The following is a 25847-nucleotide window of genomic DNA, read 5'->3' on the forward strand; positions in this document are numbered from 1 at the left end:
CGTTATCGTGAATCGTCAGGGAGTGAGCTTGTGTCACAGCTGCTGTTAAGTTACTCAAAGATTCTTGAGATAGTGGGTGATCTAGTTCGTGTCTATGTCCCCGCTCCCGCGCAGGGAGAGGTCGGCAAGATCGGTTTTGGTGACCTCGCGCTGATCGAAAATACGCAAGACCCCTCGCAGCCGCCTTATCTAGCTCAGGTGATTGAGCTTGGGCGTGAAAGTGTTTCACTTCAGGTTTTCTCTGGTACTAAAGGCCTTTCCACGCAAGCGAGTGTGCGCTTTCTAGGGCACTCGATGCAGGTGGCTTTCTCCGGCAATATTCTAGGGCGCGTGTTTTCTGGAGCGGGAGAGCCGATCGATTCCGGCCCGAATCTGAGTGAAGAGCCGCATATTGAAATCGATGGCCCCACAGTAAATCCGGCACGACGCGTTTTGGCCTCGCGCATGATTCGTACCGATGTACCGATGATCGACATCTTTAACTCCCTGGTTGAAAGCCAGAAAATCCCCATCTTCTCTGTTGCCGGTGAGCCCTACAATCAATTGTTAGCGCAGATCGGTGCTCATGCCGATGCCGATATCATCGTCTTTGGCGGTATTGGTTTGATCTTTGACGATTATCACTTCTTTCGCCGTGCCTTTGAACAAGCGGGTGTGCTCGCTAAAACGGTGATGTATGTGCATCTAGGCTCAGACCCGACCGTGGAAGCCCTGTTAGTGCCGGATATGGCGCTGGCCGTGGCAGAGCGGTTTGCTGTCGAGGAAGGTAAGCGAGTGCTGGTGTTATTAACCGACATGACGGCTTATGCAGATGCCTTAAAAGAGGTGGGTGTCGCGATGGAGCATGTGCCTTCTAACCGAGGCTATATCGGTGACCTTTACTCACAGTTAGCGCGGCGCTATGAAAAAGCTTGTGATTATAAAGGCGCGGGTTCCGTCACTATTCTTTCGGTGACCACTATGCCGGGTGATGATGTCACCCATCCGGTACCGGATAACACCGGCTATATCACCGAAGGCCAGTTCTACTTACACAATGGTGTACTCGATCCCTTTGGTTCCCTGTCGCGTCTTAAACAGCATGTGATCGGCAAAGTGACTCGTGAGGATCATGGTCAGATTATGAACACCATGGTGCGTTTTTATGCCGCCTCACAGGATGCCTTGCAGAAGCAGGCGATGTCTTTTGAATTGACAGAGTATGATCAGCGGTTGTTGAAGTTTGGTGAGTTGTTTCATCAACGTTTTATGGATATTCGTGTGTCCTTGCCTCTGGAAAAAGCCTTGGATCTGTGTTGGAAAACGCTGGCTGAGTGTTTTGAACCTGAAGAGTTATTGATGAAACAGGCGTTGATTGATAAGTATTTTCCGACTGCAGCCTTGGCAAAGGGGTAGGCCGTGACACGTCTGGCGCTTAACAAAAGCACGTTAAATAAAGAAGGCCGAAAGGTTAAAGCCTACCAGAAATTTGTGCCGGCGTTGGATCTGAAGCGTAAGCAGTTGTTGGCCGCACGAGTGAGCACGGAAAAAGAAAAGCATGCACAGGAAGCCGGATTGCAAGCCCTACAAGCCTTGGTAAAAGCACAACTGCCGATGTTGCCGCAGTTTCAAGGTCGTGTTACCGATCTGGTGAGGATTAAATCTTTGCAATTGAGTGAAACGAACCTAGTCGGTATCCGCCTGCCTTTATTGCAATCTTTGGAGATTGAGATTCCGCCTTACTCCTGTTTAGCCAGTGCGCACTGGTTGGATCGCTTAAGTGAGCAGTTGTGTGAAATGGTGCGCTTAAAGACCCAGCTGCAGATTACCGAGCAGCGTTTGCGTTTGCTCAATCGCGGTTTGCAGAAAACCACGCAGCGTCTGAATCTGTTTGATAAGGTGTTGATCCCGCAATCACAGAAAAACATCCGCAAGATCCATATCGCTCTGGCGGATGCAGAGCGTGCCGGTGTGGTCAGAGCCAAAATTGCTAAAAACAAACGCTTAAAGGCCAGTGCATGACAATTTTACGGGTGCAAAAAGTCGCCCTGATTGGGCTGACACAAGATAAACCCTCGATCTTGGATGCGGTGCAAAGTCTGGGGTTGATGCATGTGATTCCTTTGCAGGCCGCCGGTACGCATACCCAGGACGATGCGCTGGAGGTCAACCCTGAGCGCTTGAAACGTGCATTGCAATACCTTCTGGCATCGCGAGAAAAGCGTCGCCAGGTCCTGCGTGCGCCTAATTTTAATCTGGCTGAGATGCTGACACGCATCGACAAGAATCGTAGCCAGCGCTTAGAAATGACCTCGCGTCGTGACTTTCTAGAGAAACGCATCCGCGATCTTGAACCCTGGGGCGATTTTAACCTGCCTGAGGTTGAGGCGCTGGCGCATCAAAAGCTTTGGTTCTATCTGGTTCCCAACTTCAAGATGCGTGAGGTGGAACGCTCAGGTTTGATCTGGACATCGGTGCATCAAGACAACCGTTACCACTATATTGTGGTCTTGTCTGCAACCGAACCTGATGCCAATCGTATGCCGGTGGCGCGTACCTTAACCGGTCAGGTGCCCTTGTCGCAGTTGGAACAAGAGTTAGAAGATCTCGAAATCGCATTGGAATCGGTGGAAGCAGAACGTGAAGCTTTGACGCGCTGGATCTACCAGTTGCAACTCTATATGGCCAGCACCGCTGATGCAGCCGATTTAGCGCGCGTGGCCGAGATGACCTGGGATGTAGAGGACGTGTTTGCGTTACAAGGCTGGGTCGCCGTTAAAGATATCGAGGCGCTATACGACTTTGCGCAACAACAGGGGCTGGTGTTTTTGGTGGAAGAAGCGGATGTGGATGAGTTGCCGCCGACACGCTTGGAAAATGCCGAAATCCTAGGCGGTGGTCAGGAGGTGGTGAGTTTCTTCCAGACGCCCAACTACCATGCTTGGGACCCGTCGCGTGTCGTGTTTTTCTCCTTCACCGCTTTTTTTGCCATCATCATGTCCGACGCCGGTTATGCCTTGTTGATGGGTGGGTTATTAGCCTACTACTGGCGTCGTTTAGACAGTTCCGTCACGGCGCGACGTTTGCGCAATCTGAGCCTGGCTTTGGTAACGGCCAGTTTAGTCTGGGGTGTGGCCGTTGGTAGTTATTTTGGTGCGGAAGCACCGATCGCGGCTTTAGCAGCACTGAAATTCTTCGATCTCAAAGATTTTGACGGCATGATGGCACTGTCGATCAGTATCGGTGCGGCGCACCTGATTTTGGCGAATGTCATGATGGCCTGGGTGCGGCGGCGCTCGCTCCAAGCCTATGCTTCTTTGGGCTGGGCTCTCGCTGTCTTATCCGCTCTTTTGGGCTGGTTGTTCAGCTGGCCCTGGATCACTCAGTTTGGATTGTTAGCAGGGGTCGTCTTGGTTCTGGTGATGACCGAGCAGGGGCAGGTTTGGCAGCTTCGACAGATTTGGCGTGGTGGGCTGGCATTGACCAACTTAACCAAGCTGTTTGGGGATGTGCTGAGTTATTTGCGCCTTTTTGCGTTGGGTTTGGCCAGTGCATCTTTGGCCATCACGTTTAATCAATTAGCCAGTGATGTGGCCACCGCCCTGCCGGGGATAGGTGTATTTTTGCAGGTGTTGATTCTCTTAACCGGGCATCTGTTGAATTTTGTGTTGACCGTAGTCAGTGGCGTGATTCATGGATTGCGTCTGAATCTGATTGAATTTTATAACTGGAGTTTGGCGGATGAAGGCTATGCCTTCCAGCCCTTTGCAAAACAGGAGGTAACCCCTTGGAAAACCTAATTATGGCTTTAGGCTGGGCGGGTCTGTACGGTCCGATGGCACTCGGTGCAATCGGCAGTATGATCGGCTGTTCTCTGGCCGGGCAAGCGGCAGCGGGGGCTTTGTTGGAAACGGAAACCGGGCATGGTCGTTATATCGGGATCTCCGCCATGCCTTCCTCACAGTCAATCTACGGCATCGTGGTCATGTTTGCGTTAAATCGTGAAATGACCCCGGAAAGTGCACCGGGTTTGGCCGCGATTGGTTTGCTGTGTGGTTTGGCATTGATGTTCAGTGCGATCTATCAAGGCCGCAGTTGTGCGTCTGCGATTAATGTCTCAAAAATTCGTCCAGAAATCTTTGGTATGTCTTTAGCCCCGGCGGCTATCGTCGAAGGTTTTGCGGTTTTTGCCTTTATTTTTGCACTGGTGCTCAGTGCCGGCGTCCCCGCTTAGGAGTGAGTCTATGAATAGGCAGGAAAAGCATCATCCCTCCTCGGGTGTCGAAGCGCTGATCGAGCAGTTGCGCAGTCAAGGGGTGGATAAGGGGCGTGAAGAAGCGCAGGCCTTGCTGAAAGACGCACGCCAAGAGGCACAAAAGCTTCGCGAAGCCGCTGAACATGAGGCGGAGCAGCTTTTACAAAAAGCCAAGCGTGAAGCCGAACAACTGCATCAAGCGGGCGAAGCCGCCCTGAAAATGGCAGCTCGTGATTTACTCTTAGATCTGAAGGAGAGTATGGCACGCAGTTTTGCCGATCAGGTGGAGCGTCTGGTTGAACAGCAGATGGATAATCGCGAGTTCATGCAGCGCTTAATCCTGGAGCTAGCGGGTAAAGTATGTCGGCAAACGCAGATGGACGCTGAAGGTTTGGAAGTTCTACTGCCGGAGGAGTTTATCGGGCTGGATGAGCTGCGCCGCAATGCGCATGAGTATCGCCAAGGCCGTTTGAGTCAGTTTGTACAGTCCTTGTCTGCAGATTTACTGCGTGAAGGTGTGGTGTTTGATACACACGAAGGTCAGGGCATTCGTATTCGTTTGCAGGGACGTGATGTCGAAATCGACATGACCGATGCGGCGGTGGCTCAGGTGTTACTCAAACACCTTCAGCCGCGCTTTCGAGCGCTGCTTGAGGGAGTGATCCGCTAGTGTCTGCCTACTATACGTTGGTGACTTCATTACCCTGGTTGCCCGAAAAGATGCAGCGCTGTCGAGATTTGCCGATCTCACGTATCGCCTTGGATCGGCGTTTGAGTCTGCTGGCAGATGAGGATAAACAGCGTCTGCAATGGGCTGAAGCACTCTACCATCGGTTTGCTTCGCGTATCAGCCTGCAGCCCGATCAAGATTGGGTTAAAGAGTGGCAAACGCTGTGCTTGAAAATTGATTCGGCTCCGTTGCATGAGTGTATCTTGTTGCGCTTAGAGATGCAGACATTACTGGCCGCATTACGTTATCGCCAGCGCGATCGGACCCAGGCTGAGCACTTTCGTGGCATAGGGCGCTGGACCCAGCGTATTCAGCAACATTGGCAAGAGCCCTTGTTTGGTCTGGAAGGTGCCATCCCTTATCTGGAGGAGATGGGGAAATTGTTTCAGCAGGGTTTGTCGGGCGATCTGCAAACCTTTATGGATGACTATCTCTGGCAAGACTTGTTAAGGGTTGAGCGCAGTGAACATTTTACGTTTGAAACCGTCGCCTGCTTTGTGCTGCGTTTTGGCTTGGCCGAACAGCGCCTGCAAAGTGATGCGGATGCGGCACTGACTTATTTTGCCACCCTCAGTGATGATCTGATGCAGCACAGCGGCATAGAGCGTCAACTTGAGCAGATGTTTGAGGATTTTTCCTGATGAAGGAAACACAGGTAACCGCTCGCGTCGCGGGTGTGCGCGATGACATCGTCACCATCGTGCTGATGCAGAATGAATCCGGTGAGTATTTTCCACTGACCAAAAACGAAGTGGTCTATATTTGTCCCAGTCGTTTGGCCGTGGATGGTCGACAAGAGCGCTTGCAAGCAGAAGTTCTGCGGGTGCGTCACGGTGAAGCGGATGTCCAGGTATTTGAAAATACGCGTGGTGTGGCCATAGGCGATCCGGTTGAGCAGAGTGCGCGTCTTTTATCGGTGGCTTTAGGGCCAGGTTTGCTCGGACAGGTCTATGATGGTCTGCAAAATCCGTTGGAGCTGATCGCCGCCCAACAGGGATTCTTCCTGCCGCGTGGTTTGGAGGTTTCGGGTATTGATCAACAGCAGCACTGGTCCTTTCAGCCCTGTGTCAAAATAGGTGCCAGGGTGAAAGCCGGTGATGCCCTGGGAAGTGTCCAAGAGCGTCGCTTTGCACACAAAATTATGGTGCCTTTTGATCTGCGTGGAGAAGCAGAGGTGACCTGGGTACAGGAAGGGAGCTTTACGGTGACTACGCCTGTCGTTAGGTTGCGGGATGCACGTGGAGAAGAGCGGGAAATCACTCTGCAGCAATTTTGGCCGGTGCGTATTCCGGTGAATCGTCATCTTCTGCGTGAAGGCTACAGTGAGCGTCTTTATCCTGATGAGCCTATGCTCACCACGATACGCTTGATCGATACCTTTTTTCCCGTTGCTAAAGGCGGCACAGCCTGTATACCTGGGCCTTTTGGGGCCGGTAAAACGGTTTTGCAAAGCCTGATTTCACGCTTCTCTGATGTCGATATCGTGGTGATCGTTGCCTGCGGTGAGCGTGCCGGTGAAGTGGTGGAAACCATAACGGAATTTCCGAAAACCCCAGATCCCAAAGGCGGAACGCTGATGGATCGTACGGTGATTATTTGTAACACCTCCTCTATGCCGGTCGCCGCACGTGAGGCGTCTATTTACACGGGGATTACCATCAGTGAGTACTATCGTCAGATGGGCAATAACGTGCTGCTGATTGCTGACTCGACTTCGCGTTGGGCGCAGGCGATGCGTGAAACCTCGGGGCGTCTTGAGGAGATTCCCGGTGAAGAAGCCTTTCCAGCCTATCTGGATTCCGCCGTGCGTGCGCTCTATGAGCGAGCCGGTGTGGTGCGCACCAATGATGGCTCCTTAGGTAGCCTGACATTAATTGGGACGGTGTCACCCGCGGGCGGTAACTTTGAGGAGCCTGTTACCCAATCGACGCTGCGTACCGTGAAAACCTTTCTAGGGCTCAGTGCGGATCGTGCCTATAAACGTGCCTATCCTGCTGTTGATCCGCTGATCTCTTGGTCGCGTTATCTGGAGCAGTTAGAAGGTTGGTTCCAGACACATATGGATAAGGATTGGGTGCCGCAGGTTAGGCAGATGCTGACACTTTTGCGTAAAGGTGAAGAAGTTCAGCAGATGATGCAAGTGACTGGGGAAGAAGGCGTTACCTTGGATGATTATCTGATTTGGCAGAAAGCTCAGTGCTTGGACCAAGTGTATCTTCAGCAGGATGCCTTTGATGCGGTAGATATTTCAGCGCCGATTATGCGTCAGCGTGATCTCTTTCGCTTGCTCTATCGCAGTCTGCAGCAGCTACCGCCCTTTACGGATAAAGAGGCGGCGCGGCATCATTTTGTGCAGTTAACCAACCTTTTCCGTAACCTGAACTACACCCGTACGGACAGTCCGGAATATCAGCGCTACATTCAAGAGATTGAACAGCTGGGTACGGTGGCTCACTGATGTGTACCAAGCTCACAATTCACTGTGCCATCGGCACCTCGATCGAGGTGAAGATGGCGTAGTGGGAAGTCGCCGGTTTTGCGATCCGCAAAATAAAAGCGCAAGGCATTACCAATGGTGGGGAAAGCCAGCTCCTGCCAAGGGATCTCCTCCTCACTAAATAGGCGTACCTCTAAGGACTCCTCGCTGGCGCTGAAGATGGGTTCAGGTAGATCGGCTAAATAGATCATCTGTACCTGATCAACATGCAAAATAGAGGTTAGGGTATAGAGCTTACGAATCACCACTTCAGCATTGGCCTCCTCAAGTGTTTCACGTAATGCCGCTTGTTCAGTCGATTCGCCATTTTCCATAAAGCCTGCCGGCAAGGTCCAGAGACCGTAGCGTGGTTCAATCGCACGACGACAGAGAAGTACCTGGTTTTGATAAACCGGTAGACAGCCGGCGATGATGCGCGGATTTTCATAATGGATCGTATGACAGTGGTCACAGACATAACGATGCCGGTTATCGCCCGCGGGAATCTTTTGTGTGACCGCTTGGCCACATTGTGAGCAGTATTTCATCCGAACAGTCCTTGAATGGGTGTCTTCATTGTAGACAGAGCGGTATGGCTGGTCGAGCTTTGTGAGCTAAGTTATGATCCTGAAATAAAAGGAGAGTTCATGCTGCAAAGCTTAGTGCAGAGATTACAGGCCCATCAGGCGCAGGCGTTGCCGCCACGTCCACAACAGGCTTCGGTGTTAGTACCCATTACCCGCCATGAACAGCATCCTGAGTTGGTGTTGACTGTGCGTGCTCAGCATTTGAATACGCATCGGGGTGAAGTCTGTTTCCCCGGCGGTAAACAGGACAGCGGAGATCTGAGTTTGGCGGCGACTGCGCTCAGAGAAGCGCAGGAAGAGATCGCGCTGCCGAGTGAGCAGGTGGAGTTGGTTGCTCCTTTGGGGCAGTTACTTTCTAAGCATCAGCTTCTGGTGACCCCTTGGGTGGGTTTGATTCCCGTTGAGCAAGCCTTGTCTGCCAATCCAGATGAGCTGGCGCGGATTTTTCGTGTCCCTCTGGCTTTTTTTCTGGAGACCCCCGTGCGTTTTGAGCACTATGCTCTGCGCGGATTACAAGTCACCTTGCCTGCTTGGGATTATGAGGGTGAACACATTTGGGGCCTAACGGCTTGCATTATTGCGGAGTTGTTAGAGGTGGGTTTGGGTCTGGAGGGAGTGCGAACCCAACGACCGGAACAGAGATAGCAGACGGTCTCTGTCCGGTATCCAATGCTGGTTTTAAGCTTGGCTGCTTTTTGGCTGGCGAATCATGCGTGCGGTTTGAATAAATTTATCCTGAATCTGCAGTGTTTCGACACGATAGTGGCCAATCTCTAAGCAGACATTGGCATCGGGCAAGGACTCCAGGGTTTCGGTGATGAGGCCATTTAAGGTTTTGGGGCCATCCGTGGGCAGATCCCAGTGCAGAGCACGGTTGATATCACGGATATAAGCACCACCATCGATGAAAAAGCTGCCATCATCCTGAGGATGAATATCCTCAATCAGATCGTTGTGCTCAGCGGAGAGTTCACCGACGATCTCTTCCAGAATATCTTCCAACGTCACAATTCCGAGCACATCTCCATATTCATCCACCACAATACCGATACGGCGGCTTTGCTTTTGGAAGTTGAGGAGCTGGGTTTGCAGAGGCGTACTTTCTGGGACAAAGTAAGGTTCGCGCGCGACCTGAACGATCGCTTCTTTAGTGACTTCGCCACGTTGAATCAGCTGCGCGAGATTGCGCATGTGTAGGATGCCCACCACCTGATTCACATCACCGTGGAAAATCGGTAAGCGGGTGTGTTTAGTACGTGAGAGCTGTAACAGGATTTGATCCAGCGTTTGATCCAGGTCGATGCCTTCAACCTCATTACGCGGAATCATAATATCGTTAACCGTCACTGCCTCCAGTTCCAGTACGCCGAGTAGCATCGATTGGTTGCGCTTCGGTAATAAGGCGCCGGCCTCATGCACCAGTGTGCGCAGCTCCTCGGTGCTGAGGTGGTCATTGCCATTGTGCAGGGTATTTACACGTAAAAGGCGCAGCAAACCATTGGTAATAGCATTAATTAGCCAAACCAGTGGATAAAATAATTTGAGTAGAGGTTGCAACGCATAGGCGGCGGGAAAAGCGATTCGCTCAGGATGCAGCGCGGCCAGGGTTTTCGGAGTGACTTCCGCAAAGATCAAAATGACCAATGTTAATACAGCGGTGGCGACCGCAATTCCAGCTTCTCCCCAGAGTTGAACGGCGATGATCGTTGCAATCGCAGATGCCAGAATATTAACAAAGTTATTACCGATCAGGATCACACCAATCAAGCGATCGGGGCGCTCAAGCAACTTGCTGGCTTTGGTGGCAGCGCGATGATTCTTTTTGACCAGATGGCGAAGACGATAGCGATTTAGCGCCATCATCGAAGTCTCCGAGCTGGAGAAGAATGCGGAAAGAAGTATCAGAAAACCCAGGAGGATCAGTAATGAGCCTATCGACGCGTCTTCCAAAAGAGGGAACCTTTATTGATCAGATGGCTTGCCATTGTCTGGACACTGGCCCTGGCTGTCAATAGATCCTAAGTCAGGAGTGTAGAATCAACTCCAAAACGATTTTTGAACCAAAGAAGCCGAGCATCAACAAAATAAAGCCGCTCAGCGTCCAGCGTAGCGCTGTTTGGCCACGCCAGCCTAAGAAATGATGGCCGGCCAAGAGCAGGGCAAAAATCAGCCAAGCAGCCAAAGACAGCAGGGTTTTATGGACTAAGTGCTGAGCAAATAGATCGTCTACAAAGACAAAGCCGCTGATCAGTGCGGCGCTGAGGAGGAAAATTCCGACCCAGAGCATCTCAAATAATAAGCGCTCCATAATCTGCAAGGGCGGCAGGCTGGCCACTAAACCGCGCGTATGGTGCTGTTTCAGGGCTAGTTGCTGACGTGATAAAAGAATGGCTTGTAAGCTGGCCAGGGTGAAGATGCTATAGGCCAAAACCGATAAGAGGATGTGCAGAATCAAGCCGCCTTCATAGGGTTTGATTAGGCCTGAATAGGGGATAAAGGCAGCGCAAAGCAAGGAGAGGGTAGCAATGGGAAAGACACCGATAAACAAGTTGTCGATGCGCTGACGTAAGCTGCTGCCAATCACCAATGCTGCCACCAACCAAGTAATCAGGCTGCTAACACTAAACACACCCAGGTCGATGCCCTGAGGTTGGTGTAGCGTTTGGTAAACCGAAGCACCATGTAAAAGAAAGGCGATAAAGGCCAAGCCAAGCACCTTAAGACGTGGGTCCGGGCGTTTAGCGCAGGCATATTGCCATTGTAAAACACTCGCCAAAAGATAGGCGGCACTGGCAGTCAGGGTGGTCAGGCTCAGCATTGCTTACAAGTCTCCATACAGGCCAACAAGTGTGGCATAAACTCAGTCTTGAGGAAATATAAGCTGCCTACCACTCGGTGGCTTCTGTATAATGTTGGGTTATTCGATTTTGCCCTGGGCCGATGCGCCTGAAAAGCGACCCCCAGCTCTAGATGATTGAGGCACTGCATGTTTGACAATCTGACACAACGACTCACCCAGACGCTGCGCAGCGTGACCGGTCAGGCGCGGCTGACGGAAGAGAATATCAAAGGCACGCTGCGTGAAGTGCGTATGGCTTTGCTGGAGGCAGATGTTGCGCTGCCTGTAGTGAAAGAATTTATCAATAGCGTGAAAGAGCGCGCAGTCGGCCAAGAGGTCAGCAAGAGCCTGAGCCCAGGACAAGTCTTCGTAAAAATTGTCAACGAAGAGCTGGTCCGGGTGATGGGTGAAGCCAACTCAGAACTCAATTTGAGTGTCACACCGCCGGCGGTTGTGATGATGGCAGGTCTACAGGGGGCGGGTAAAACCACATCGGTGGCCAAGCTCTCACGCTTTTTAAAAGAACGGAAAAAGAAAAAAGTGCTAGTGGTCTCGGCTGACGTTTATCGCCCTGCAGCGATTCGTCAGTTGGAAACGCTGGCCGGCGAAGTCGGGGTGGATTTTTTCCCCTCGACGGCTGAGCAAAAACCGATTGATATCGTGAATGCCGCGATCCGACATGCACGCTTGCAGCATCATGATGTGCTGATCGTGGATACGGCAGGTCGTCTGGCGATTGACAGTGAAATGATGGCCGAAATACGTCAGCTGTATGACGCGGTGAAGCCGATCGAAACCCTGTTTGTGGTCGATTCCATGACCGGCCAGGATGCCGCGAATACCGCCAAGGCCTTCAGTGAAGTCCTGCCATTAACCGGTGTGATTCTGACCAAAACCGATGGTGATGCGCGTGGCGGGGCGGCCTTATCGGTGCGTCATATCACCGGGCAGCCGATCAAGTTTCTTGGTGTCGGTGAGAAGAGTGATGCCTTAGAACCCTTCCACCCAGATCGTGTCGCGTCCCGCATTCTGGGAATGGGGGATGTGCTGAGCTTGATTGAAGAAGCTGAGCAGAAGATCGATAAAGACAAAGCGGAAAAGCTGGCGAAAAAGATTACTAAAGGCAAACTCTTTGATCTTGAAGATTTCCGTGAGCAGATCCAGCAGATGAGCAATATGGGCGGCATGATGAGTATGCTGGAGAAGCTGCCGGGTATGGGACAGATGGCTCAGGCGGCGCAAGCCGCGCAGGCTGAAAAAGGCATGAAGCAGTTTGAAGTCATTATTAACTCCATGACACCGGCTGAGCGTCGTAACCCTGATATGATTTCAGGTTCACGCAAGCGCCGTATTGCGCTCGGATCGGGCACTCAGATTCAGGACGTGAATCGCCTGCTCAAGCAGCATAAGCAGATGGCGAAGATGATGAAAAAGTTTGGCAGCAAATCCGGCATGATGAAGCTGGCGCGTGGCATGAAAGGAATGATGCCACCCGGAATGGGCGGTGGCGGCGGATTTCCGCGCATCTGACTTGTGATTGCGCCTTTCCAAGATTGTTTGTTTCGCGTACAATTCGCGGCTTGTTTTCTGAAAGGTCCTTATCTGGCCGGCTCTTAAAGCGATCCAGGTGGGGTTTATTAACGATGGGCGATCTCAAAACCCATCCTTGCGAAATAAAGGGGTCCAGCGCATGGTCACTATTCGTTTGTCTCGCGGTGGCGCTAAAAAGCGTCCGTTTTATCAAATCACTGTTGCCGATTCACGCTGTGCGCGTGACAGCCGCTTTATTGAGCGGGTGGGATTTTTCAACCCGGTTGCTCGGGGTCAGGAAGAGCGTCTGCGTCTCGACCTGGAACGTGTAGATTACTGGATCAGCAAAGGTGCACAGCCGTCTGAGCGTGTTGCCCAGCTGGTGAAAGAAGCACGTAAAGCTGCACAGTAAGCAGGTTGACGGGCCTGATAGGTATGAACTCAGTAGACTCTCAGTCGGCAGGAACTAAGGCAGTCGTAGTGGGCCGTTTTGCGGCACCTTACGGTGTGCGGGGTTGGGTGAAGATTTTTTCTTTCACCGAGCCGATGGACAATGTACTGAAGTATCTTCCCTGGCAGGTTATCCATGATGGGCGCCTGGTTCAGCTCAAGCTGGAGGAAGGTAAACGTCATGGTAAAGGCTTGATTGCCAAGCTCTCTGGTTATGATACCCCTGAAGCGGTACGGGCGTTGTCGGGGCTCGAATTTTTAGTCGAGTCATCACAATTACCGGCACTTGCAGAAGATGAGTACTACTGGAGTCAGCTTGAAAATCTTTTGGTATATACCGAATCCGGCGTGTTGCTGGGTCGGGTTGATCATCTGATGGAAACCGGTTCCAACGATGTGCTGGTGGTTTATCCCACAGCAGAAAGCATCGATACAGTTGAGCGGTTGATTCCCTATTTGCCGGATCAGGTGGTTAAAGAGATAGATCTAGATTCAGGACGCATGCGGGTCGATTGGGACCCGGAGTTCTGAGTGATGTGGTTTGGAGTCGTCAGTCTCTTTCCAGAGATGCTGAACGCGGTCACGCAGTTCGGAATCACCGGTAGAGCGGTACGCCAAGGACTGATTGAGGTCAGTTGCTGGAATCCTCGTGATTTCACCCAGGACCGCCATCGCACAGTCGATGACCGCCCTTACGGGGGAGGTCCCGGTATGCTGATGAAGGTGCAGCCTTTGCGTGATGCGATCCAAGCGGCAAGAGCTTCGGCTCCAGGTGCGGCGCGAGTGATCTACTTGTCTCCTCAGGGACGGCGTTTAGATCAAAGCGGTGTACGTGAATTGGCCAACCAAGAAAGTCTGATATTGGTGGCCGGGCGCTATGAAGGTATTGATGAGCGCCTGTTGATGACCGATATCGATGAAGAGTGGTCTTTAGGTGATTTTGTCCTCAGTGGGGGTGAATTACCGGCCATGGTGATGATAGATGCGGTGGCACGAATGCTGCCTGGTGTCCTTGGGCATCAGGACTCTGCAAGCGAAGATTCTTTTGCAGCAGGTTTGCTGGATTGTCCGCACTATACTCGCCCCGAATCTCTAGATGGATTGGAAGTGCCGTCTGTGTTGTTAGGAGGTAACCATGCTGAAATCAAGCGCTGGCGTTTGAAACAGCAATTGGGCCGAACCTGGCAGAGACGTCCCGATCTGTTAGAAAAGATCAATCTCAGCCCGCAGCAGCAAGCGCTGTTAAGCGAATATATCCGCGAAGCCGAGCAGGCGTGCGGTTGAAAAATACAGGAGCGAGCCATGAGCAGCAAAAGCACAATTATTCAGCAGATTGAAGCTGAACAGATGAACAAAGAGGTGCCATCTTTTGCACCAGGCGATACAGTTATCGTCCAGGTTAAGGTGGTTGAGGGTGAGCGTACACGTCTGCAGTCTTTTGAAGGCGTTGTCATCGGCAAGCGTAATCGCGGCCTGAACTCAGCTTTCACAGTGCGCAAAATTTCTCACGGTGTGGGTGTTGAGCGTACTTTCCAGACTTACAGCCCAGTGATTGACAGCATCAGCGTCAAGCGTCGTGGTGATGTACGTCAGGCTAAGTTGTACTACTTGCGTGAGCGTAGCGGTAAATCTGCACGTATCAAAGAAAAACTGGCTTGATCTGACGATCTTGCTAGAAAAAACGGCCCTGGTGGCCGTTTTTTTTCGCCCTAAAATTAGGTGCAAAGAGGCCTTGAAACCTCAACAGATTTGGCCCTGCCTGCTTCGCATTCTCGGACAATTCAGCTTAGAATGCAGAGAAGTATTATTCCCTAAGGATTATGCCACTATGCGTTGGATTCGTCGGTTCTTGCTGCTTGTATTACTGCTGATTCTGATAGCAGCGACGGTCTATGCCTATGCCTACTATCGCATTAAAAAAGAAGTGGATACGGCGTTGGCCGCGACGGCGCCCTTGGTCACCCTTGACTACAAGGGATTCAGTTTGGATCCGCGGGGTGCAGTGCGCTTAACACAACTCTCCTTAGCGGCCATGGGGCAAGCACCGATTGTGATCGAAAGCCTAACCCTGCGTTCTGCTGATCCTCTGTTTTTGCTCAACCCGCAGAAAGCACTGAACCGGGCCGAGTTGCCGGAACACCTAAGTGTGCATCTGCGTGGTTTGGCGTTGGATCTGAACTCACCGCTGTTTCTCTCCTTGGATCAGATGAGTCGCAGTTTGAATGCTGCTGAACCAGGTATTGATCCTGCGGCATTGGGGTGTGGTCCGGTGCGGCGTTTTGATCTGACCGCTTTGCGTATGATGGGGATGCGGCAAGTGCAGCTGGATATGGATGTCAGTCTACGCCCTGATCCGAGCGCTGGACGTTTAGACCTGAATCTTTATACCGATCTGCGTAGTTGGTGGACAACGGGATTAAGTGTGAATATGGCCTTACCGGCCGCCGGAGCAGGTTGGTCACCCTTGGCCTTACGTGTTTATCAACTGAGTGTTGATTACCAGGATGTCGGTTTTAACCGCCGCCGCCAGGAGTTTTGTGCGGCGCAAGCCGGTACCGATGTCGCGAGCTATCAAGCAAATCATCAAGCCTTACTCTTGCAATGGTTGGCAAGCCAGGGTGTAGAGCTTTCCCCTGCCTTGCAAAGTGCGTATCAAGCATTGCAAACACCCAATGCGCAGGCCAGCGTGAGTCTGATTCTTCCGGGTGGATTGGGGGTTGCGGACACCATGATGTCAGAAGCGGATTGGATGGCGAAGCTTGAGCGCCTCCGCATCCAGTTAAACGTGAATGAACACAGTCTCGCGCTGCAAGATGAGTTTGATTGGATGCAGTGGTGGCAGGGGTATGGCTCAGTGCCTGCACAGACAACGGCTGGCTCGGACGTGGTGACGTCAGAAGTGGCATCAGAGGCAGAGTCGGAGGTAGACGTTGAGTTAGAGAGTCCTTCTTCTATAACGCCGGAGGCTGTCGAGCCTAGATCCGAGACGCCAATACGCCCACAAGCCATGAGTCGGCGCTTTGAAGCGGTGCAAGCTGGCGAATTGCCTCAGTACGTTGGCCATCCAGTGCGTTTTTACACCTATTTTGGTAAGCGTATTGAGGGGGTGCTGATCAGCGTTGAAGGGGGTGTTGTTAGGGTTGCGGAGAGGGTGAATCGAGGTGTGGCTGAATATCCAGTGGAACTGGATAAGTTGCAAAGCATGGAAGTGTATCGTTGAGTGATCGTCGTTTTAACGCGCAGATTCCTACCGAGGCTTCTGTGGCGTTGATTTCGAACTATATTCAAGCGCTCTGGCTGGAAAAGGGGTTGAGTGCTCAAACTCAGTCGGCTTACCGTCGCGATCTGAATCACTTTGCCTGCTGGCTGGAGGCGCGTGCTTTAACCCTGCTTCAGGCGCGGCGTGCCGATCTTCAAGCCTACCTTGAGAGGCGACAGCAAGCAGAATTTAAATCTGTCTCCAATGCGCGCTTTCTCTCTTGTGTGCGAGGGTTTTACCGTTTTTTGGTGCGTGAAGCCTATATCACCCTCGATCCCACACTGAATTTGGCGAATCCTAAACTTGGACGTCCTCTGCCGAAAACGCTCAGCGAAGCCGATGTTGAGGCACTGTTGGCGGCACCTGATACTTCGGAGCGCTTGGGGTTACGTGATCGCAGTATGCTGGAGTTGCTCTATGCCTCGGGCTTGCGGATCAGTGAATTGGTGGGTTTGACTCTAAGCCAAGTTAATCTGCGTTTGGGGGTTATACGGGTGATAGGGAAGGGCGATAAAGAGCGCTTGGTGCCGATCGGCGATGAAGCCTTGTACTGGCTGCAGCGTTATCTTCAAGGCGCGCGCGCCGATTTGCACCCTTTGTCCGGAGAAGAGGTGTTGTATTTAAGTCAGCGCGGTCAGCAGATGACACGCCAAACCTTTTGGCACAGAATACGCCTTTATGCACAGCAGGCAGGGATTCACAAAGCGCTTTCTCCCCATGTATTACGTCATGCATTTGCGACGCATCTGCTGAACCATGGTGCCGACCTGCGTGTCGTGCAAATGTTGCTGGGCCATGCCGATCTCTCTAGCACCCAGATCTATACCCATGTGGCGCAACAGCGCTTGCAAGCCTTGCATCTGGAACACCATCCGCGAGGTTGAACTTTATTTTTTGCTCAGACTCTGAGTACAACTTGGACTTAAAAACGCTTGAGGCTATTTATGAAAAAATCGATGCTGACCCTAGTGCTGCTCTTGCTGGCAGGTTTTTCTTGGGCAGAAGATAGCGCAGAACAGCAGATACGTGCGCAGTTACAGGAGGCGGATGCACGCATCCCGGTGGATTCTATTTCCCCGGCAGAGCTGGATGGCTTTTATGAAGTCACGCTCGACAGTGGTGAGTTGCTTTATGCCACAGCAGATGGTCAGCACTTTTTTATCGGTCATCTGTTCCGCGCGGATGCTGAAGCGGGCTTGATTAATCTAACCGAGTTGGCGCAGAACCGTCAGCGTGTCACCGCGCTCAAACAAGTGCCGGAAGCCGAGTTCATTACCTATCCGGCTCAAGGAGAAACCAAAGCAAGCTTGGTGGTTTATACCGATGTGGATTGTACCTATTGCCGTCGTTTGCATGCGGAGATCCCTGAGTTAAATAAGCTGGGGATCGAGATTCGTTACTTGGCTTTCCCGCGTCAGGGGCCGAATTCAGCGACCTATAACACCATGGTATCGATCTGGTGCGGTCAAACCCCTGCTGAGCGTAATCGCTTAATGGATCAGGTGAAGGGGGGGAAAACGATCGAAAACCAGAGTTGTGATAACCCTATTCGTGAACATCTCCAGCTGGGGCAGGCGATGGGTGTGAGGGGCACTCCTGCTTTGGTTCTGGAAGATGGTAGTTTGATTCCAGGATATCAACCGGCCAAACAGTTAGCTCAGGCGCTGGGCCTACGCTAAAACTCTGAGCCAGAGCTTGGAAACGGGGAGGATGCATGGTGCAAGCTCCCCGTTTTTCGTTATACTAGTGCGCATTTTTTCAGTGCCCTGTTGGGTGCCTGTCTGTCTTAAAATCAGTTTGTGAGGTGTCGTTTGAAACCGGTAAAAGTGGGGATCTGTGGCCTGGGTACCGTCGGTGGTGGTACGTTTAATGTCCTGACGCGCAATGCCGAAGAGATCGCACGTCGCGCCGGTCGTCGTATCGAGGTGGTTGCGATTGCTAGCCGTCATGCTAACCCTGCCTGTGCTACGGGTGAGATACCCTTGCAGGCGGATGTGCTCGCCTTGGCACGTGATCCTGAAATCGACATCATTGTTGAACTGATCGGAGGCTATGATACGGCACGTGAGCTGGTGATGACGGCAATCGAGCAGGGTAAACACGTGGTCACAGCGAACAAAGCCTTGATCGCGGTGCACGGCAACGAAATTTTTGCGGCCGCGCAGAAGAAAAACGTTGTGGTGGCTTTTGAAGCAGCGGTGGCGGGCGGTATTCCGATTATCAAAGCGATACGTGAAGGTTTGGCCGCCAACAAAATTAATTGGTTGGCGGGCATTATCAACGGTACCGGCAACTTCATCATGACAGAAATGCGGGACAAGGGCCGTGCTTTTGCGGAGGTTTTGGCGGAAGCTCAGGCCTTGGGTTACGCTGAAGCTGATCCAACTTTTGATGTTGAAGGGATCGATGCGGCGCATAAGCTGACCATACTGGCCTCCATTGCCTATGGCATTCCGCTGCAATTCAGCAAAGCCTACACCGAAGGCATTAGCAAAATCACCCCGGATGATGTGCAGTACGCCGAAGAGTTGGGTTACCGCATTAAACATCTGGGCATCAGTCGCCGTACTTCAGCCGGTATTGAACTGCGTGTACATCCTACCCTGATACCAGCTTCCGCCCTGTTAGCCAACGTCAATGGTGTGATGAACGCTGTGGTGGTCTCAGGGGATGCGGTAGGGCAAACGCTGTATTACGGACCGGGTGCCGGTGCCGAGCCGACCGCTTCTGCGGTAGTGGCGGATATCGTCGATGTGGCACGTATGTTGGGGGCTTCGGCGGACAGTCGTGTACCGCCTTTAGCCTTCCAGTCCGCTGAGTTAGCGGAAACTCCAGTTTTACCCGTAGAGGCCGTAGTGAGCGGATATTATCTGCGTTTACAGGCGGTTGAGCGCCCGGGTGTTCTGGCCCATGTGACCCGCATCCTCGGCGAAAAAGGCATCAATATCAGTGCCATCATTCAGAAAGAAACACGGGAAGCCCAAGTGCCTGTGATCATGATGACGCAGCGTGTCGAAGAGCGCATGATGAATGAAGCGATTCGTGAAATTGAAGCCCTGCCCGATATTCTGGGTGAGGTGATTCGTATTCGTGTTGATCACCTGGCAGATTAAGGATTAAACAGATGAAATATATCTCTACACGTGGTCAGGCACCGGTACTGGATTTTGCGGATGTGTTATTAGCCGGTTTGGCGGAAGACGGAGGGTTGTATGTCCCCGAGACTCTGCCGCATTTCAGCGCCGCAACCATCGCTTCTTGGGCTGAGCTGCCCTATAACGAGCTGGCATTTAAAATCATTCAGCCTTTTGTGGCCGGTTGTATTGCCGACGTTGATCTGCAGCGCATGATTGATGAAACCTATACTGGGTTTAATCATATCGGTGTAGCGCCTATGGTGCAGTTGGGCAGCAATGAGTGGGTACTGGAGCTTTTCCATGGCCCAACCTTGGCCTTTAAAGACTTTGCTTTGCAGCTGTTAGGGCGTCTGATGGATCATGTGCTGGCCCAGCGTGGCGAGCGTTTGGTGATCATGGGGGCGACCTCGGGAGATACCGGCTCAGCAGCGATTGAAGGGTGTCGCCACAGCCAGCACCTGGATATTTTCATCATGCATCCTTACAACCGTGTATCTGAAGTTCAGCGCCGTCAGATGACGACGATTCTAGCGGATAATGTTTATAACATTGCGCTGGAAGGCAACTTTGACGATTGCCAGGAGATGGTCAAAGACAGCTTTGCGGATCAAGCCTTCCTCGGAGGCTTAAAGCTAGGTGCGGTGAATTCGATCAACTGGGCGCGCATCATGGCGCAGATCGTCTATTACTTCTCTTCGGCACTCTCGGTGGGGGCACCGCATCGTGAGGTTTCTTTCTCCGTACCGACGGGTAACTTCGGTGATATTTTTGCCGGTTATCTGGCTAAGCAGATGGGATTACCCGTACGTCAGCTCGTAGTGGCGACCAACCGTAATGACATCTTGCACCGTGTGATCTCGGGTAACGATATGTCCAAAGGTCAGTTGGAGCATACCCTTTCACCTTCGATGGATATCATGGTTTCTTCTAACTTTGAGCGTCTGTTGTTTGATGTGTATGGCCGTGATGGTGCGGCGATTGCAGATCTGATGCAACGCTTTAAGAAAGAGGCGGTACATCTTGAACCCCAGCGTTGGGAAGCTGTCCGTGCGCTGTTTGACAGCTATGCGGTGGATGATGCTACCACCTGTGATGTGATTCGCCAGGTACATGCTGAGACCGGTTATTTGCTGGATCCGCACACAGCGATTGGCGTGAAAGCGGCGCGTGAATGCCGTCGTGATAGCAAGGTGCCGATGATTACGCTGGCGACCGCGCATCCGGTGAAATTCCCGGAGCCGGTGGTTAAAGCGGGTTTGCAATCCCCGCAGTTACCCGCGCATCTGAGCGATCTGTTTGAACGTGAAGAGCGTTATAGCGTCTTGCCAAATCGCATAGCCGAAGTACAAGCCTTTATGGCTGAGCGCGTTAAACATTAAGCGCCACTGCAAACCCATCCAGAGTTTTAAGTTCTAGCCTGTGGCAGGGATCTCATCTAAGGTCTCTGCCACACTTACCTACAGCTGAGTTGGCATGTCTAACGTTCAGGTTCTCGCGCGGTCTTTTCCTGTCAGTCTTCCCTCGGCGCTGCAAAGCCTGCATCCGGTTTTGGCGCGTATTTATGCGGCACGTGGTATTGAAGATCCCGCAGATCTTGGGCGTCGTTTAAGTGAGCTTTTACCCGATCAACCGCTAAAGGGCTTGGATTCAGCGGTTTTGCGTCTGGAGCAGGCGTTACGCCAGCAAGAACGGATGTTAATCATCGGAGATTTTGACTGTGATGGTGCGACCAGCACGGCACTAGCGGTTTTGGCCTTGCGCATGATGGGCGCAGAACAGGTCGATTATCTTGTGCCTGATCGTTTTCGTTTTGGTTATGGTTTGAGCCCTGAGATTGTCATGGCCGCGCAGGCGCAACAGCCGCAGCTACTCATTACGGTGGATAATGGAATTTCCAGCCTAGAAGGGGTGGAGACGGCCAAGCGTTTAGGCATGGATGTGATCATCACCGATCACCATCTACCTGGAGAGCAGCTACCACAAGCCTGTGCCATCGTTAATCCGAATCAACCCGGATGCGAGTTTATGGCTAAATCGACCTGCGGAGTGGGAGTGATCTTTTATGTGATGATCGCTTTAAGACGCCATCTGCAACAGCAGGGTTATTTCATCGCACAGCAACGTGCGGTGCCCAATCTGGCCGAGTTATTGGATCTGGTTGCACTGGGAACCGTTGCCGATGTGGTAGCCTTAGAGCGCAATAATCGCACCCTGGTATATCAAGGCTTGCAGCGGATTCGTGCGGGTTTGGCGCGCCCTGGCATTTTGGCCTTGTTAGAGGTGTCGGGTCGGCGGCGTGAGCAGTTGGTGGCTTCGGATCTTGGTTTTGCTGTTGCACCGCGCCTGAATGCGGCGGGTCGCCTGGAGAATATGTCGATCGGTATAGAGTGTCTCTTGTCTGAGGTGTATGAAGAGGCACTGGAGATGGCACAAACCCTTAATGATCTGAATCTGGAGCGCCGCGATATTGAAGGTAGCATGCAGCAGCAGGCACAGGCTTGGTTAGAGCGTTTTAGCCTCGATCAGCAGGATCTCCCCTGGGGCTTGTGCTTGTTTGAACCCAGTTGGCATCAGGGGGTGGTGGGTATCTTGGCGTCCCGTATTAAAGAGCGTGTGCATCGGCCTGTGATCGCTTTTGCACCCGGCGAGGGGGATGAAATTAAAGGTTCGGCACGCTCAATACCCAGCTTGCATATCCGTGATGCACTGGATGCCATCGCTGCGCGGCATCCGGGTTTGATCCGCAAGTTTGGAGGGCATGCGATGGCGGCAGGTTTATCTTTGGCGCGTGCGGATTTATCAGCTTTTGAACAGGCGTTTGATGCGGAGGTGCGCCGTCAGCTAGATGCCAGTGCCTTGCAACGCCGTTTGCTCACAGATGGTGAGTTGCATGAAAGCGAGATGACCCTAGAACTGGCGCAGCTGTTGCGTGATGCCGGTCCTTGGGGGCATCAATTCCCTGAGCCTCTCTTTCAAGGACGTTTTCGTATTTTGCAGCAACGCTTGGTAGGGCAAAAACATCTGAAATTACTGCTGGCCAAAGCTCAGGGGCAGCAGGCCTGGGACGCGATTGCTTTTAATATCGATCTGCAGATCTGGCCGAATCCAGAGATTGAGTGGGTGGATCTTGTCTATCGCTTGGATGTGAATCACTTTCGAGGCCAGACGCAGTTGCAGTTGATGGTGGATTTTTTAACACCCTCCGCTTCTTGATAGTTAAAAACAATCAAAACTGTAACATATCTTAATTTCCAAAATCTTAGACATTCGCCTACTATGGGCTTCGTTGAGTAACGACAACCCTTATAGGAGAACACAATGTCTTTGATTAATACTCAGGTAAAACCTTTCCACGCAACTGCTTACCACAATGGTGAGTTCGTTCAGGTCTCTGATGCTGACCTGAAAGGTAAGTGGTCTGTGGTTTTCTTCTACCCAGCAGACTTCACTTTCGTTTGTCCAACTGAGCTGGGTGACCTGGCTGATTTCTACCCACAGCTGCAGGAAATGGGCGTTGAAGTTTACTCAGTTTCTACTGACACCCACTTCACTCACAAAGCTTGGCACGATGCGTCTGAAACCATCAAGAAGATCCAGTTCCCAATGATCGGCGACCCAACCGGTGTGATTACTCGCAACTTTGGCGTGATGATCGAGCAGGACGGTCTGGCTCTGCGTGGTACCTTCGTGATCAACCCAGAAGGTCAGATCAAAGTTGCTGAAATTCACGATCTGGGCATTGGCCGTTCTGCTAAAGAACTGGTTCGTAAAATCCAGGCAGCTCAGTACGTTGCGTCTCACGACGGCGAAGTTTGCCCAGCTGCTTGGCAGCCAGGTGGCGAAACTCTGGCGCCTTCTCTGGATCTGGTTGGCAAGATCTAATCTCACCCCTCAGGTGTGATATAGCCGGCCCTGATCTGGGGCCGGTTTCTCTACCCCCTCTCTTTGATTGATTAAATTAAAGGACAGTCTCATGTTGGACGCGAATCTTAAGAAGCAATTGGACACCTATCTGCAGAATATCGTTAATCCGATTGAGCTATCCGTGTCCATGGATGACAGTGCTAAATCACAAGAATTACTGAGTTTGTGTCAGGAGATTGCTGCGCTGAACAGCAAGATCAGCCTGACGCAGATTCACGATGGCAGTGAGCGTGCGCCGAGTATGGCCGTCGGTCCTCAGGGACAAGCCGCACGGGTACGCTTTGCCGGGATCCCTATGGGACATGAATTTACTTCTCTGGTTTTGGCTTTATTGCAGGCGGGCGGTTATCCATCCAAAGCTGAGCCGGAATTGATTGAACAGGCCAAAAACCTGAAGGGTGAATTTCATTTTGAAACCTATATTTCGCTGTCCTGCCAGAACTGCCCAGATGTGGTTCAGGCACTCAACCTGATGGCGATTTTGAATCCGAATATTAGCAACGTGATGGTCGATGGCTCCCTCTTCCAGGAAGAGGTGACTGAGCGTGAGATCATGGCGGTGCCCACCGTTCTGCTTAATGGTAAACCCTTTGGTCAGGGGCGGATGACGCTGAAAGAGATTCTGGCCAAACTGGATACGGGAGCGGCGAAGCGTGAAGCGGCGGCTCTGAATGAGCGTGAGCCTTATGATGTTTTGGTCGTAGGCGGTGGACCTGCTGGCGCAGCGGCGGCGATCTATGCTGCACGTAAAGGGATTCGTACTGGCGTGGTCGCTGAGCGTTTTGGTGGCCAGGTGATGGATACGGTTGGAATCGAAAACTTTATTTCGGTCAATTACACCGAAGGCCCCAAGCTGGTCGCAAGCTTAGAGCAGCACGTTAAAGAATATGATGTGGATGTGGTGGTTAACCAGCGTGCGCAGAAGCTGCGTAAAGACAAGCTGATCGAAATCGATCTGGAAAGCGGCGCGACTCTGAAATCTAAAGCGGTAATTCTGGCCACGGGTGCACGCTGGCGCGAAATGAACGTACCGGGTGAGCAGGAGTATCGTGGTAAAGGCGTGGCGTACTGCCCACACTGTGATGGCCCTCTGTTCAAAGGTAAGCGTGTCGCAGTGATCGGCGGCGGTAACTCAGGTATTGAGGCGGCAATCGATCTGGCCGGTATTGTTGAGCATGTCACCGTCCTGGAATTTAGTGACACTCTGCGTGCCGATGCCGTGTTGCAGAAAAAAGCCAGCTCGATGAAAAATATCACCATCATTAAGATGGCGCAGACAACCCAGGTGCGGGGTGACGGTAAGAAGGTGATCGGCCTCACCTATAAGGATCGTGAGCGTAACGAACTCTTTGATCTGGATGTGGCCGGTATCTTTGTCCAGATCGGCTTGGTGCCGAACACGGAATGGCTCAAAGGCGATATGGAATTGACGCGTTTCGGTGAAATTGAAGTCAATAGCCAGGGTGAAACCAGCATTCCGGGTGTCTTTGCTGCCGGGGATGTGACCAACGTACCTTACAAGCAGATTATCATTGCCATGGGCAGTGGAGCCGCTTCAGCACTGGGTGCTTTTGATTACCTGATTCGTTCTTCAGTAGAAGACGAAGAAGCGGCATAACTCAGCGTTCTCCTCAAAGCCCGGCCTGCTTGCAGCCCGGGCTTTTTTTCATCATACGTCTGTGGAGGCAAGATGACGGATTACTGGATAGGCGCCCACGTCAGCGCTTCAGGTGGCGTTGAAAATGCGCCGGATAATGCAGCGGCTATCGGTGCCAATGCCTTTGCCTTGTTTACGAAAAATCAACGACGCTGGGAAGCCAAACCTCTCACGCCTCAGTCGATAGAGGCCTTTCAGCGGCGTTGTGAAGACTACGGATTTCAGCCCGAGCAGATTCTTCCACATGACAGTTATTTGATTAATCTGGGGCATCCTGATGCCGAAGCCTTAGAGAAATCACGCCATGCGTTTAAAGATGAGATGCAGCGTTGTCAGCAGTTGGGTTTGAGTCTGTTAAATTTTCATCCGGGTAGCCACCTGCGTGAAATCAGCGAGAGTGCCTGTTTGCAGCGCATTGCTGATTCCATCAATCTGGCATTAGAGAGCTCGACAGGTGTGTGCGCGGTGATTGAAGCAACAGCTGGGCAGGGGAGTAACCTAGGGTATAGGTTTGAGCAGCTGGCTGAGATCATTGACCAGGTGGAGGATCAAACGCGTGTGGGGGTCTGTCTCGATACCTGCCATATTTTTGCGGCAGGGTATGATTTACGCAGCCCGCAAGCCTGCGCTCAGACGTTTGATGAGTTTGCCTCGATCGTCGGTTTTCAGTATCTCAAGGCGATGCATCTGAATGATTCGAAAGGAGGGTTGGGCAGTCGGATCGATCGTCACCAGTGTTTGGGGCAGGGTGAGATCGGTTGGGACGTGTTTCGTTATCTGATGCGCGATACACGCTTCCAAAAGATGCCTTTGATTCTGGAAACGCTAGAGCCAGAAAGATGGACTGAAGAGATACAGCAACTGCGCCGTTTTGCCGCGGACCCTCAAGCCTAGTGGCCCCAAACGCGGATTTTGGGTGTCTGCTAAGCTTGATACGGGTCAAATAAACACCCGATAAGCAGAGGTTGTGAACCGAATTCCAGCAAGAGGTTGCCCTGACTCTGTTCAGCCTCTTGCCTTCATT

General features: G+C 52.1%; 25 protein-coding genes. 22 read left to right on the top strand and 3 right to left on the bottom strand.

The window, feature by feature from the left end; genetic code table 11:
• Positions 1 to 30: 30 nt before the first annotated feature.
• Genes E1H14_RS01815 through E1H14_RS01845 form a run of 7 tightly spaced genes read left to right on the top strand, consistent with a single transcriptional unit; the run spans position 31 to position 7422 of the window.
• A complete protein-coding gene (locus E1H14_RS01815; RefSeq protein ID WP_149389735.1) occupies positions 31 to 1395 on the top strand; it encodes a V-type ATP synthase subunit B in 1365 nt (454 codons plus the stop codon).
• A gap of 3 nt (positions 1396 to 1398) precedes the next feature.
• Positions 1399 to 2001 carry a V-type ATP synthase subunit D gene (locus E1H14_RS01820; protein WP_149389736.1) on the top strand — a complete coding sequence of 201 codons (603 nt, stop codon included), beginning with the start codon at positions 1399 to 1401 and terminating at the stop codon, positions 1999 to 2001.
• Positions 1998 to 3779 carry a V-type ATP synthase subunit I gene (locus E1H14_RS01825; protein ID WP_149389737.1) on the top strand — a complete coding sequence of 594 codons (1782 nt, stop codon included), beginning with the start codon at positions 1998 to 2000 and terminating at the stop codon, positions 3777 to 3779. Before E1H14_RS01820 ends, E1H14_RS01825 begins: the two co-directional genes overlap by 4 nt.
• Positions 3767 to 4213, top strand: coding sequence for an ATP synthase subunit C (locus E1H14_RS01830; RefSeq protein ID WP_149389738.1), 447 nt, complete (start codon positions 3767 to 3769; stop codon positions 4211 to 4213). The genes E1H14_RS01825 and E1H14_RS01830 overlap by 13 nt, the downstream gene beginning before the upstream one ends.
• A gap of 10 nt (positions 4214 to 4223) precedes the next feature.
• Positions 4224 to 4904, top strand: coding sequence for an ATPase (locus tag E1H14_RS01835; RefSeq protein WP_149389739.1), 681 nt, complete (start codon positions 4224 to 4226; stop codon positions 4902 to 4904).
• Positions 4904 to 5605 carry a hypothetical protein gene (locus E1H14_RS01840; protein ID WP_149389740.1) on the top strand — a complete coding sequence of 234 codons (702 nt, stop codon included), beginning with the start codon at positions 4904 to 4906 and terminating at the stop codon, positions 5603 to 5605. Before E1H14_RS01835 ends, E1H14_RS01840 begins: the two co-directional genes overlap by 1 nt.
• Positions 5605 to 7422 carry a V-type ATP synthase subunit A gene (locus tag E1H14_RS01845; protein ID WP_149389741.1) on the top strand — a complete coding sequence of 606 codons (1818 nt, stop codon included), beginning with the start codon at positions 5605 to 5607 and terminating at the stop codon, positions 7420 to 7422. The genes E1H14_RS01840 and E1H14_RS01845 overlap by 1 nt, the downstream gene beginning before the upstream one ends.
• Here E1H14_RS01845 and E1H14_RS01850 read toward each other — a convergent pair.
• Positions 7416 to 7988, bottom strand: a complete 573-nt coding sequence (locus tag E1H14_RS01850) for an NUDIX hydrolase (RefSeq protein WP_149389742.1) — start codon at positions 7986 to 7988, stop codon at positions 7416 to 7418. The genes E1H14_RS01845 and E1H14_RS01850 overlap by 7 nt on opposite strands.
• 99 nt (positions 7989 to 8087) lie before the next feature.
• On the opposite strand from E1H14_RS01850, the gene E1H14_RS01855 reads away from it, so the two are divergent.
• Positions 8088 to 8672, top strand: coding sequence for a CoA pyrophosphatase (locus E1H14_RS01855; protein ID WP_149389743.1), 585 nt, complete (start codon positions 8088 to 8090; stop codon positions 8670 to 8672).
• A 33-nt stretch (positions 8673 to 8705) separates the two neighbouring features.
• On the opposite strand, the gene E1H14_RS01860 is transcribed toward E1H14_RS01855, so the two are convergent.
• Together E1H14_RS01860 and E1H14_RS01865 are read right to left on the bottom strand one after the other, a co-directional pair.
• Entirely contained in the window at positions 8706 to 9977 is a 1272-nt protein-coding gene (locus tag E1H14_RS01860) for an HlyC/CorC family transporter (RefSeq protein WP_149389744.1), read from the bottom strand.
• Between the two features lie 73 nt (positions 9978 to 10050).
• Positions 10051 to 10845: a cytochrome C assembly family protein gene (locus E1H14_RS01865; RefSeq protein ID WP_149389745.1), complete on the bottom strand. Its 795-nt coding sequence runs from the start codon at positions 10843 to 10845 to the stop codon at positions 10051 to 10053.
• Between the two features lie 168 nt (positions 10846 to 11013).
• Between E1H14_RS01865 and ffh the strand changes: the two genes are divergently transcribed.
• The 14 genes from ffh to nfo all read left to right on the top strand — a co-directional run bounded on the left by ffh (position 11014) and on the right by nfo (position 25717).
• A complete protein-coding gene (gene ffh, locus E1H14_RS01870; RefSeq protein WP_149389746.1) occupies positions 11014 to 12396 on the top strand; it encodes a signal recognition particle protein in 1383 nt (460 codons plus the stop codon).
• A gap of 160 nt (positions 12397 to 12556) precedes the next feature.
• The gene (gene rpsP, locus E1H14_RS01875; protein ID WP_149389747.1) at positions 12557 to 12808 is read left to right on the top strand and encodes a 30S ribosomal protein S16; all 252 of its coding nucleotides are present in this window, start codon (positions 12557 to 12559) and stop codon (positions 12806 to 12808) included.
• Positions 12809 to 12831: 23 nt separating this feature from the next.
• Entirely contained in the window at positions 12832 to 13377 is a 546-nt protein-coding gene (gene rimM, locus E1H14_RS01880; protein ID WP_149389748.1) for a ribosome maturation factor RimM, read from the top strand.
• 3 nt (positions 13378 to 13380) lie between these two features.
• Positions 13381 to 14130 (top strand): tRNA (guanosine(37)-N1)-methyltransferase TrmD, encoded by a 750-nt coding sequence (trmD, locus tag E1H14_RS01885; protein WP_149389917.1) that lies wholly within the window; start codon positions 13381 to 13383, stop codon positions 14128 to 14130.
• Positions 14131 to 14148: 18 nt separating this feature from the next.
• Positions 14149 to 14505, top strand: coding sequence for a 50S ribosomal protein L19 (gene rplS / locus E1H14_RS01890; protein ID WP_149389749.1), 357 nt, complete (start codon positions 14149 to 14151; stop codon positions 14503 to 14505).
• 169 nt (positions 14506 to 14674) lie between these two features.
• Positions 14675 to 16066: a hypothetical protein gene (locus E1H14_RS01895; RefSeq protein ID WP_149389750.1), complete on the top strand. Its 1392-nt coding sequence runs from the start codon at positions 14675 to 14677 to the stop codon at positions 16064 to 16066.
• A complete protein-coding gene (xerD, locus tag E1H14_RS01900; protein ID WP_200834003.1) occupies positions 16063 to 16989 on the top strand; it encodes a site-specific tyrosine recombinase XerD in 927 nt (308 codons plus the stop codon). Before E1H14_RS01895 ends, xerD begins: the two co-directional genes overlap by 4 nt.
• A gap of 60 nt (positions 16990 to 17049) precedes the next feature.
• Positions 17050 to 17784, top strand: coding sequence for a DsbC family protein (locus E1H14_RS01905; RefSeq protein ID WP_149389751.1), 735 nt, complete (start codon positions 17050 to 17052; stop codon positions 17782 to 17784).
• Between the two features lie 132 nt (positions 17785 to 17916).
• A complete protein-coding gene (locus tag E1H14_RS01910; RefSeq protein ID WP_149389752.1) occupies positions 17917 to 19218 on the top strand; it encodes a homoserine dehydrogenase in 1302 nt (433 codons plus the stop codon).
• Between the two features lie 11 nt (positions 19219 to 19229).
• On the top strand, positions 19230 to 20621 hold the full coding sequence (thrC, locus tag E1H14_RS01915; protein ID WP_149389753.1) for a threonine synthase: 1392 nt from the start codon (positions 19230 to 19232) through the stop codon (positions 20619 to 20621).
• Between the two features lie 94 nt (positions 20622 to 20715).
• Complete coding sequence (gene recJ, locus E1H14_RS01920) at positions 20716 to 22455, top strand: single-stranded-DNA-specific exonuclease RecJ (protein WP_149389754.1); 1740 nt, start codon at positions 20716 to 20718, stop codon at positions 22453 to 22455.
• Positions 22456 to 22560: 105 nt separating this feature from the next.
• Positions 22561 to 23124, top strand: a complete 564-nt coding sequence (gene ahpC, locus E1H14_RS01925; protein WP_149389755.1) for an alkyl hydroperoxide reductase subunit C — start codon at positions 22561 to 22563, stop codon at positions 23122 to 23124.
• 91 nt (positions 23125 to 23215) lie between these two features.
• Positions 23216 to 24784, top strand: coding sequence for an alkyl hydroperoxide reductase subunit F (gene ahpF / locus E1H14_RS01930; protein WP_149389756.1), 1569 nt, complete (start codon positions 23216 to 23218; stop codon positions 24782 to 24784).
• Positions 24785 to 24856: 72 nt separating this feature from the next.
• Positions 24857 to 25717 (top strand): deoxyribonuclease IV, encoded by an 861-nt coding sequence (gene nfo / locus E1H14_RS01935; protein ID WP_149389757.1) that lies wholly within the window; start codon positions 24857 to 24859, stop codon positions 25715 to 25717.
• Positions 25718 to 25847: the final 130 nt, after the last annotated feature.

This window comes from Nitrincola tapanii (assembly GCF_008368715.1).
GTDB classification, from domain to species: Bacteria; Pseudomonadota; Gammaproteobacteria; order Pseudomonadales; family Balneatricaceae; genus Nitrincola; species Nitrincola tapanii.

What these genes read in the sequence shown, in the direction of transcription:
- ahpF (WP_149389756.1), top strand. Translation starts at nt 23,216, where the DNA reads ATGTTGGACGCGAATCTTAAGAAGCAATTGGACACCTATCTGCAGAAT.
- E1H14_RS01895 (WP_149389750.1), top strand. Translation starts at nt 14,675, where the DNA reads ATGCGTTGGATTCGTCGGTTCTTGCTGCTTGTATTACTGCTGATTCTG.
- E1H14_RS01905 (WP_149389751.1), top strand. Translation starts at nt 17,050, where the DNA reads ATGAAAAAATCGATGCTGACCCTAGTGCTGCTCTTGCTGGCAGGTTTT.
- E1H14_RS01850 (WP_149389742.1), bottom strand. Translation starts at nt 7,988, where the DNA reads ATGAAATACTGCTCACAATGTGGCCAAGCGGTCACACAAAAGATTCCC.
- ahpC (WP_149389755.1), top strand. Translation starts at nt 22,561, where the DNA reads ATGTCTTTGATTAATACTCAGGTAAAACCTTTCCACGCAACTGCTTAC.
- thrC (WP_149389753.1), top strand. Translation starts at nt 19,230, where the DNA reads ATGAAATATATCTCTACACGTGGTCAGGCACCGGTACTGGATTTTGCG.
- trmD (WP_149389917.1), top strand. Translation starts at nt 13,381, where the DNA reads ATGTGGTTTGGAGTCGTCAGTCTCTTTCCAGAGATGCTGAACGCGGTC.
- E1H14_RS01845 (WP_149389741.1), top strand. Translation starts at nt 5,605, where the DNA reads ATGAAGGAAACACAGGTAACCGCTCGCGTCGCGGGTGTGCGCGATGAC.
- nfo (WP_149389757.1), top strand. Translation starts at nt 24,857, where the DNA reads ATGACGGATTACTGGATAGGCGCCCACGTCAGCGCTTCAGGTGGCGTT.
- rpsP (WP_149389747.1), top strand. Translation starts at nt 12,557, where the DNA reads ATGGTCACTATTCGTTTGTCTCGCGGTGGCGCTAAAAAGCGTCCGTTT.
- ffh (WP_149389746.1), top strand. Translation starts at nt 11,014, where the DNA reads ATGTTTGACAATCTGACACAACGACTCACCCAGACGCTGCGCAGCGTG.
- E1H14_RS01835 (WP_149389739.1), top strand. Translation starts at nt 4,224, where the DNA reads ATGAATAGGCAGGAAAAGCATCATCCCTCCTCGGGTGTCGAAGCGCTG.
- rplS (WP_149389749.1), top strand. Translation starts at nt 14,149, where the DNA reads ATGAGCAGCAAAAGCACAATTATTCAGCAGATTGAAGCTGAACAGATG.
- rimM (WP_149389748.1), top strand. Translation starts at nt 12,832, where the DNA reads ATGAACTCAGTAGACTCTCAGTCGGCAGGAACTAAGGCAGTCGTAGTG.
- E1H14_RS01855 (WP_149389743.1), top strand. Translation starts at nt 8,088, where the DNA reads ATGCTGCAAAGCTTAGTGCAGAGATTACAGGCCCATCAGGCGCAGGCG.
- recJ (WP_149389754.1), top strand. Translation starts at nt 20,716, where the DNA reads ATGTCTAACGTTCAGGTTCTCGCGCGGTCTTTTCCTGTCAGTCTTCCC.
- E1H14_RS01825 (WP_149389737.1), top strand. Translation starts at nt 1,998, where the DNA reads ATGACAATTTTACGGGTGCAAAAAGTCGCCCTGATTGGGCTGACACAA.
- E1H14_RS01865 (WP_149389745.1), bottom strand. Translation starts at nt 10,845, where the DNA reads ATGCTGAGCCTGACCACCCTGACTGCCAGTGCCGCCTATCTTTTGGCG.